Here is an 8,106-nt window from a genome sequence, read left to right on the forward strand (position 1 = left end):
CCGACACCCCCTCGACGACCACAGCCGCAAGCCCCGAAAACACCGTTGCCACAAGAGAGTTGACGTCGAACACGCCTGATGATCACAGAAGCGCACCCAGCGTCACCACCGACTACGGGACAGAGCCTAATTAACGGCGGATCCGATGATCAAGGAGACGTCAGGTGACCGACAGCATTGCTGAGAACGAGTCCGCTGAGCAGCCGGTCCAGGCGGGTGGTGGGGCGTGATCCCTTTGCGGCGCATTCCGGCCGCCTCCCTCGTTTGCGGTGGGCCGGGTGAGGTGCCCGTCCTCGGCCAAGCTGGCGGGCTGGCGGGTGGGCAGAGGGGGTGGTGCGGGCGAGTTCATGACTGGCTTGTGGTTTGGGTGTCGCGTGTGGTGTTGGCGAGGTCGAATTCGGCGATGACGGGCCGGTGGTCGGATTCGTTGTCCGCACTGGTGATGATCTGGTGGCCGGTGATCGCGCCGGCGGGCAGGGTGGTGTAGATCCGGTCGCAGCGGTAGGGCAGTTCGCTGTCGTGCCCGACGGTGGGAGTGGTGTCCTTCGTGTGGGCGCCGACGTCGATGAATCCGGCTTCTTCAAGTGCTTGGGCGGGTCTGCGGTCGAGTTTGCGCCGTGAGCGTCCTTCAACTCGGCGGGGTTCGGGATCGCGGGCCGGAAGGGCGTTGAAGTCTCCGCCGATGATGGCGGGGTGTTCCTTGGCGATCAGGCCGAGCGCTTCAGCTTCAGCGAGCCGGATCACCGGGCTGGAAGGGGCCAGGTGGATACTGGCCAGTTGCACGGGGGGCGGGTGCCCGTCCGCTTGGACGACGATACGGGCGGCGCCGTGCCAGTACGGGTGACCGTACTCGTGCCGCTGCTCGATCACTGTCAGGCCGGCGTCCTCGCGGATGAAGATCGCCAGGTGGCACCCGTGGTGCGCGCTCGGGCGGAGGAAGCCCCGCATTCCGAGCAGTTGTTCGGCCAGGTGGAAGGTGCGGAAGTAGTCCCGGTCCCAGTGCTTGCATTCCTGCAGCCCGACAACCGTCGGCGCGAACGTGGCGAGCAACGCCATCTGCCGCCGGAGCCTGGCGTCGCTGCCGGTGTCGCTGCCACCGTCGAGCGTGTTCCAGATCGCGAACGTCAGTTTCATGATTCCTCCGTCGGCGGGTTGAAGGTTCTGGGCGGCGGCATCGATGGCGGTGCGGGTCGGGTCTCGTTCGACGACTGTGGTGTGATGAGGATCACGTCCGAGTGTCTTCCTGGTGGGGGTGCAGGACGGTGAGCGCGGCGGTGGGGGTGTCCGGGTTCGTCCGGGCGGGGTTGTCGCGTAGGCGTTGGAGTTCTTCGTGCTGGGCGACGAGCCGGGAGATGGCTTGTTGCCGGAATGCGGTGTGGTCGGCGATGACGGTTTCTTGTGCGGCGAGGCGGCGTCGGAGTGCGTCGTTGTCGGCTTTGAGGCGGGCGATTCGGGCGTCACGCGGATCGGGGATGCCGCCTGCGTCGTGGAGTGCGGCGAGCTGGCGGTGGAACTCGTCGGCGAGGTGCTGCCAGGGTCCGGGTTTGCCGTCTTTGGCGTAGAAGCCGGTGCGGGTGACGCCGGCCTGCGCGGCGAGGGTCGCGATGTCGCACCGGCTACCGGGTGGGAGGTCGCCGCGTAGCAGCCGGTCCATGGCGGTGCGGATGTTCTGCTCGGCCTGGGCGCGGGCGTGGCTGGTCAGGCGTCCCATGTCGGCTGTCCTTTTCCGGGTGAGGCGGCGGCGTCGATTCCGGCAAGGACACGGCGGGCTCGGGCGAGTTCTGCTTCCAGCCGGGCCCTTTCGGTCTTCTGGCTTCGGGGCAGCGTGGCGATGAACTCCTGGTGTTGGGTGACGGTGTCGGCCCAGATCTCGCGGTGGCTGGGGTGGTGGGTGGCCTGCGGGCAGCGCGCCGAGTCACACATCGCCAGCAGTGGCTGGTCGGCGTCGGGGGTTCCGGCCTGCCGGAGACACAGCGCTTTGGCCGGGTCGGTGAACCAGCAGTAGTTCGCCGGGCCGAGGTGCAGTGTCTTGGCGCGTTTGCCGAGCATGGCGCGGACCTGCTGGTCGCCGGGGATCACCGTCGGCGGCTGATGCCCTGACGTGGTTTCGGCGGTGTCGGCGAACAACGCGGTCAGGTCCCGGGCGCCGGGTCCCGACGGCATGATGCCGTCCTGGAAGTTGGAGTATTCGGCCTGAATGATCGCGAGGTTGCGATTGTGTTCTTCCTTGTTGACCTCGGCGAGGAACCGGGCCTGGGAGCCGCCGGGACGCGCCGCATACCCTTCGGTGGTGGCCACCGAGACATGCTTGAGGTGAATCTTGGCCGCGAGCAGACCGCCAGGCCGATAGGCCAGCTCGACGGCCAGGGTGCGCCGTAGCATGCGCAGGTTGACCTGGCCCGGCGGGATCGGTTCGAGGCCGAGGCGTTGCCCGGCGGGGCCGTTGACCCAGTTCCGGAAGGTGCGGAAGAGCAGCGAGAAGGTGAACCGGCCGAAAAGCGAGGTCCCTGCGGTTGCGGTGCGAGGAAGCTTCGTGGCGGCGGCGATGGCGTCGTAGACCTCTTTGGTCACTACCCATTCGTCTGGGGTTCCGCCGAGTGGGGCGCGTTTGATGACCTTTCCGGTGATCCGGTAGCGGACGAGCCCTGGTATCAGCTCTCGCGGGGGCGGGCAGCATCCGGTGGTCAGTTCACACAGTTCGCTCTTGCGCATCCCGGAGAGCGCGGCGGTCACCAGGATCGCTGCGGTGCGCAGGTAGTCGTGCAGGTCCCTGGCGTGCTTGCCGGTCAGCGGCATGGTCCAGGGGAGGGTGCCGTTTCCGTCGGCGCGGTCCACGACGGGCGCATCGTGTGCCCAGGGAGGCGCGGTGCCGACCTGCCGGACCGCGTCTTCGAGGGCGGGACGTAGCCGGGGCAGCCACGCGGTCATGTGCGATTGCCGGTATCCGGCCTGGCGGGCCAGGGCGTCCACCGACACGGGAAGCAGAGGATCGTCCGGGCGCATCCGGCCCTCACGGGCCCGTGCGCGGATCCGGTCTTCGGGCAGCCGGTCCAGTGGCCGACCGGCCGCGACGTGCCCGGCAATGACGCTGAGCACGTCGTCGACGGCCTCAGGACGCCTGGGATCTTTGAGTGTGGATTCTTGGCGGCGGACCTGGAGCGAGGCCCGTTCGGCGAGCAGGTCGGTGATGTGCGGCCCCAGGACCCCGGTCACATACAAGGCGGCGGCAAGCATCGGCCCAAACACCGAATCCGGAACGACGGGCGTCCTGTTCTCCACCGGGCCCAGCCCCCGGACCTTCGGGGCCCCGGCCGCCACGGTCACCTCAGAGCTGTAGCGATCGGCGGTATACAGGTCGCGGTAACGGGCCAGCTCGCTGACGGTCTGCAGCGCCCGGTATCGGGCATGGGGCCGGTCGCCGATCATCGTGCCGTCGGCGTCGGTGCGCCGGGCGCGTTCGGCCGCGAACTCCTGGCACAAAGCGTTGGTGACCTCGCCGAGACCCGTGATGCCGCGGGCGGTGAGCCAGTTCAGCCAGCACGTCAGGTGATCGAGGTGCTGTGCGCAGCTGGTCACGGCGAGTGGATGCCGGCGGGCGCCGGGCAGGAGACGGACCCGCTCATGGCCCGGGACCAGCAGCGCGGCCATGTGTTCCTTGGCGACCAGCCGCCAGGCCGGATAGGTGATCGAGATGAACTCCAGGCGCCGAAAGCTCGGCTGGAGATACGCCGGCAGCCCGGCAACGCCGCTGAAGTCCCACACGTCCTGGTCAAAGATCGGGCCGGTCGCCCCTGGCCGGAGCGCGAGTCCGGCGGCAGCGCAGATGTCCATCCCGGCGAACGGCGAACCTTGCGGCCAGGCAACAACACCGGCAGCCGACTGGCCGCTCGTGGTGCCGGTCATGAGGTGCGCTCCTCGGGTCGCAAGGTGATCCCGGCGTCGGAGTCGGGGGCGTCGAGCGCGCCAGCCTCGGCGGTGGCGTGCGCCACCAGCGCCGGGTCGTGGCGGCGGAACGCGTCGATGACCTCGTCGGCGCGTTGGGCATACGGGCCGAAGACGGTCATGAACCGGGCGGCGGGCATCTGCCGCCACTGCCGGGCGAACAACGACTTCAGCCGCATCACGTTCACCGCGTGCCGCGGGGTGAAGATCGCCAGCGGGCAGAGCAGGCAGACCCACGGCCGCGCCGGACACGGCTTCCCCACCGGGCCGTGCAGCCCCGACAGCGGCGCCGCGCAAGCCGCGGCGAACACGTCCTGGGCGCCGCTGGCCAGTTCGCCGACCACGGTGCCCTCCAGCCCCATCCCCGCCACGGCCGCGGGCAGAGCCGCCGCCGCGTCGGCCGCCTGCTCGGCGCTCAGCACGACCGGCGGGCGGGCCTTGCGCAACAGGTCGGCCTGGGCGTCCTCAACGATCGCCTCGACCGCGTTCTGCTGCGCCGCCGTCGTCGCCGACAGGTAGTAGTCGCCTTCCACCTGCGGGCTGTGGTTGGGATCGATCGTCGCCCGGGTGCTGCCGAACCAGGCCGCCCGGTCCCGGCGGGACTGGAAGGTGGTGCGGATCCGGTGCCGGTGAATGCGCAGCGGCTGCCCCTGGTCATCGACCAACCCCCGGCGAACCACCCATTTGCGCAGGCTCACCACGCCCGGCTTGCCGGAATGCCAGCAGCCGACAGAGCCCGCAGGTTCCCAGCGCAGCCATAGCTGGTCGCGGAGCTCCGGCGCCGCGAACGAACGCAGCAGCGCCGAATACTCCAGCCACTGCTCCAACAGCCGCACCGCCGAGCGCGGCAGCGTCAGACTCTCGGCGCAGGTGCGGCCCTTGATGTAGTCCAGCAGGATCACGCCGTCACCGGCCCAGTCGATGTCACCCACACCCAGGCCGCTGATCCCGTCCGGGACGATCCCGGTGTAGCAGCCCAACAGCAGCTGATAGGCGATCACCGTCCCGATACCCGGGAACAGTTCCGCATGACGGCGGCGTATCCCACCGGCCAGGTCGGTGGCTCTCGACCGCGACAGCCCGGTCAGCCGAGCCAATTCCACGCCGGTCAGCGGACCGCGGCGGGACAACAGATGCAGGGTGTTCGCATCCGTCCAGCCATGCCTCAGCGGATCCCGGCCCGAGGCCGCCAACGTGGCGGCCCGGCGGCAGGCGGCCAGCGCGGCATCGGTCTCCTGCCGGCAGACCGCCTGCAACCGCGCCCACTCACCCTCGCTATACGGCTCGGCGTGGACATAGGGCCGGAACCGGCTGAACGACCGCCCCAGCACTATTTCGCGGACGCCCGGGTCGGCGTCATGCAGGTCACACGCCGCCAGCACCCGCCGGATCATCATCTCCGGCCGGTGCTCCAGACCCAGCAGCGCCTCGGTCACCCGCCCACGGCCCAGTCCGGTCAACCGGCCGCGATGCCCCAGCCCATTCAGCGTCCGCGCGAAGGCGCGGATGGCGAACCCGTACTCGCGGATGGTCTTGGCCGCGTCCACCGGGCCGTGTGGATGCACCATCCTCGCCAGTCCGTGCAGCAGATCACAGACCAGCACCTGGTCGCTGACCTGCCGGGCCTGCCACGTGGTGCCCCGGCCGTCGCTGAACGTGCAGCGGATCCCCGGCGGGTCGCTGATCACCACGGCGGGCATCACGCACTCACCGCCCCAACGGCCGCACCAGTCGTATCGGTCGTATCGATACCGTGTCCGGACCGGCCGACTCGACGCCCGACGCCATACCCGACCCCGATGCCATGCCCGATCCCGTGCCCGGCGCGTTCCCGCGCTTCCCGGTAGATCCGGGCCATATCCATCCGACGCAGGTACTTTTCGGTGGTCAACACCGATGAATGTCCCAAAAGGTCACGCAGCACCATCATCGGATCGGCCTTGGAAAGATACAGAGCCAGCGCCCCGTCCTGGCCGGCCTCGGCGGCCAGCTGCGCGGCCTGCGTGTAATGTCCGCCGACCAGCCGTTCCAGCGTCTGGATCGCGAAGGAGTGCCGGAGCCGGTGCGGGTGCACGTGCGGGAACCGCGGCTCATACCAGTCCCGGATCCGCTGCGAGGTGCGCGCGAATACGCTCGACCACGCGCTGAACGGGCCCCCGTCACCGCGAACGGCCAGCAGCATCGACCCGCCGTCCGGGGCGACCAGCCGCGCCCGCTCAGCGGGCCGCAGCTCCGCCCACCTCACCCGGGTGCCGTTGATCTTCCCCCCGGCCGGACCGGGCTCGGTCACCAGCAGCGGCTCACCGCGAGCCGGCCGCCACGCCGACCCGGTGACCGACAGCGGCCGGGTAAGCTCCAGGTAGCAGTGCACCTCGACGAGCGCCTCGTAGCTGATCCACGTCGTCCGGAACTTGCGGCCCTTGGCGATCCCCTCCGGCACCGGGAACGGCACCGGCGTGCTGCACGGCATCTCCGGCAGCGGCGGGATCTCGGCGGCCAGCAGCCAGGTGAACTCCTGCAGCCGCAGCCCGGTCGCCAGTACCAAGCGCCCAACGGCGGCGTTGCGGGCCAGCTCCCGGCCCCGGCACCGGTCCTCCTGCGAGCCGTCCGGCCGCTGACCCGCCAGCGCCCGCACGAACATCGACGCGAAGTCCGGCTCCAGGTACTTGATCGTCACATGCGGTTTGGGTCGGCGCCGCACCGCCAGGTTCACCATCCGCTCCCCGCCGTAGACTCCCCGGGCCTGCCGATAGGTGAACGGCTCGGCGGCCGCGTGCCCCTCGGCGACCGCCCACCGGTAAAAGCTGCCCAGGACGCTCACGTGCTGCGCCCACGTACTCGCCGCGAACCGCGAGCCCGCCGGGCCGCACGACCGGTACGCGGCATAGGCGCCAAGCACCTCCTTCAGCCGCTCCCGCGTGTCGAACAAGCCGACACCGCGGCTCCCGGTGAACTCCAGCCAATCCCGCAGCACCCGCCCGTACGTCACCCACGACCGAGGCGACGCGCAGCCGCTGGCCGGCAACTCCCGCAACCACCGATTCACCGCCGTAACCGGGCGGGGCACGCCGCCATCATCGAACCGAAGGTCTTCATCGACCAGCACCGGCATCCCCTCCGGTACCACAGGCCGGTGCGCGACATCCCACGACTCCCAGCCGCGAGACGAGAACAAGGTCATCAACATGAACAGTGACCGTAGCCGCAACACGCAGCGGCTCCGTCACCAAACGTGACGCTCGATTCTTCACCTTCGGGGAAACGAGACACCGCAGGTAAGCGGAAAGAACCTCGAAGAGGTTGTAGGTGCCGACACGGATCGTCAACGGCTCGGCCATGGAGACTCCTGGTCCTGGTGATCGGTCCCGGTGAGGAGGCCGGGTAGCTGGGTGATGGCCGCAATGCAGGTCGCTCCGGGAGGGAGGCTGCCCAGAGGCGCCGCGTTGAGGAGGACGGTGCGGATGCCCTGCGCAGCGGCTGGATAGATGTCGTGGGCGAGGTTGTTGCCGCAGTACAAGAGATGTTCGGGGGCGACAGCGAGGTCGGCGAGGACGTGTTCCCAGATGCGCCGATCCGGCTTGGCGACCCCGAGTTCGCTGCTGAGGTATACGCGGTCGCCGAAGCAGCCGTCGATGTGGGCGGCCTTGAGCGCGCGTCGCCGGTCTTGGCCCGGCTGGGTGTTGGAGACGAGCGCGAGTGTGACACCCGCCTGGTCCAGGTCCCAGATGACCTGCTCGGCGTTGGCGGTGACCGGCCGCATCCCGAGCGTGTGGTTGATCGCGTCGTGGTTGCTGGCCAACGTGCCGCCGTAGTCCATAGCCACGTGAGTGATGGGTCCCCCGTATCGGACCCCGCGCCATTGCTGGTGGTCACCGGCCACGGGTTCCTCCGGTAGGGGTGGGGCCGTGCGGCTCGAAGGGCTGCAGGCTTCTGACCCCGGGGTGTTGCTTGGGCGGCGCATTGCTCGGCTCTGGTCGTAGCGGCTGGTCTTTCCTGGCCGGTTGCCCGCGTTCGAAACGGTGTGGGGGAGGGTGTTGCGCTCCGGCAGCGGCGCTCTGACCGAGTGCCGATCGCCGGGCGGTGGGTGTTCCGGGGGCTGATCGTGGGGTGGGGTGTTACTCACGGTCTTGACCTCCGGTTTCGGTCAGTTGGTCGGTGAGTTCG

6 protein-coding genes are annotated in these 8,106 nt (G+C 69.4%); all 6 read right to left on the reverse strand.

The window, feature by feature from the left end:
• Positions 1 to 345: 345 nt before the first annotated feature.
• Entirely contained in the window at positions 346 to 1,134 is a 789-nt protein-coding gene (locus E1285_RS41090) for an endonuclease/exonuclease/phosphatase family protein (RefSeq protein ID WP_132160037.1), read from the reverse strand.
• A gap of 91 nt (positions 1,135 to 1,225) precedes the next feature.
• The gene (locus E1285_RS41095) at positions 1,226 to 1,711 is read right to left on the reverse strand and encodes a hypothetical protein (RefSeq protein WP_207947190.1); all 486 of its coding nucleotides are present in this window, start codon (positions 1,709 to 1,711) and stop codon (positions 1,226 to 1,228) included.
• The gene (locus E1285_RS41100; protein WP_132160039.1) at positions 1,699 to 3,903 is read right to left on the reverse strand and encodes a site-specific integrase; all 2,205 of its coding nucleotides are present in this window, start codon (positions 3,901 to 3,903) and stop codon (positions 1,699 to 1,701) included. Before E1285_RS41100 ends, E1285_RS41095 begins: the two co-directional genes overlap by 13 nt.
• Positions 3,900 to 5,642 carry a hypothetical protein gene (locus E1285_RS41105; protein ID WP_132160041.1) on the reverse strand — a complete coding sequence of 581 codons (1,743 nt, stop codon included), beginning with the start codon at positions 5,640 to 5,642 and terminating at the stop codon, positions 3,900 to 3,902. Before E1285_RS41105 ends, E1285_RS41100 begins: the two co-directional genes overlap by 4 nt.
• The gene (locus tag E1285_RS41110; RefSeq protein WP_132160043.1) at positions 5,642 to 7,129 is read right to left on the reverse strand and encodes a site-specific integrase; all 1,488 of its coding nucleotides are present in this window, start codon (positions 7,127 to 7,129) and stop codon (positions 5,642 to 5,644) included. Before E1285_RS41110 ends, E1285_RS41105 begins: the two co-directional genes overlap by 1 nt.
• A 135-nt stretch (positions 7,130 to 7,264) precedes the next feature.
• Complete coding sequence (locus E1285_RS46105; protein ID WP_243723412.1) at positions 7,265 to 7,759, reverse strand: HAD family hydrolase; 495 nt, start codon at positions 7,757 to 7,759, stop codon at positions 7,265 to 7,267.
• Between the last annotated feature and the right edge of the window lie 347 nt (positions 7,760 to 8,106).

The organism is Actinomadura sp. 7K507 (assembly GCF_004348425.1).
In the GTDB taxonomy this organism is placed as follows: domain Bacteria; phylum Actinomycetota; class Actinomycetes; order Streptosporangiales; family Streptosporangiaceae; genus Spirillospora.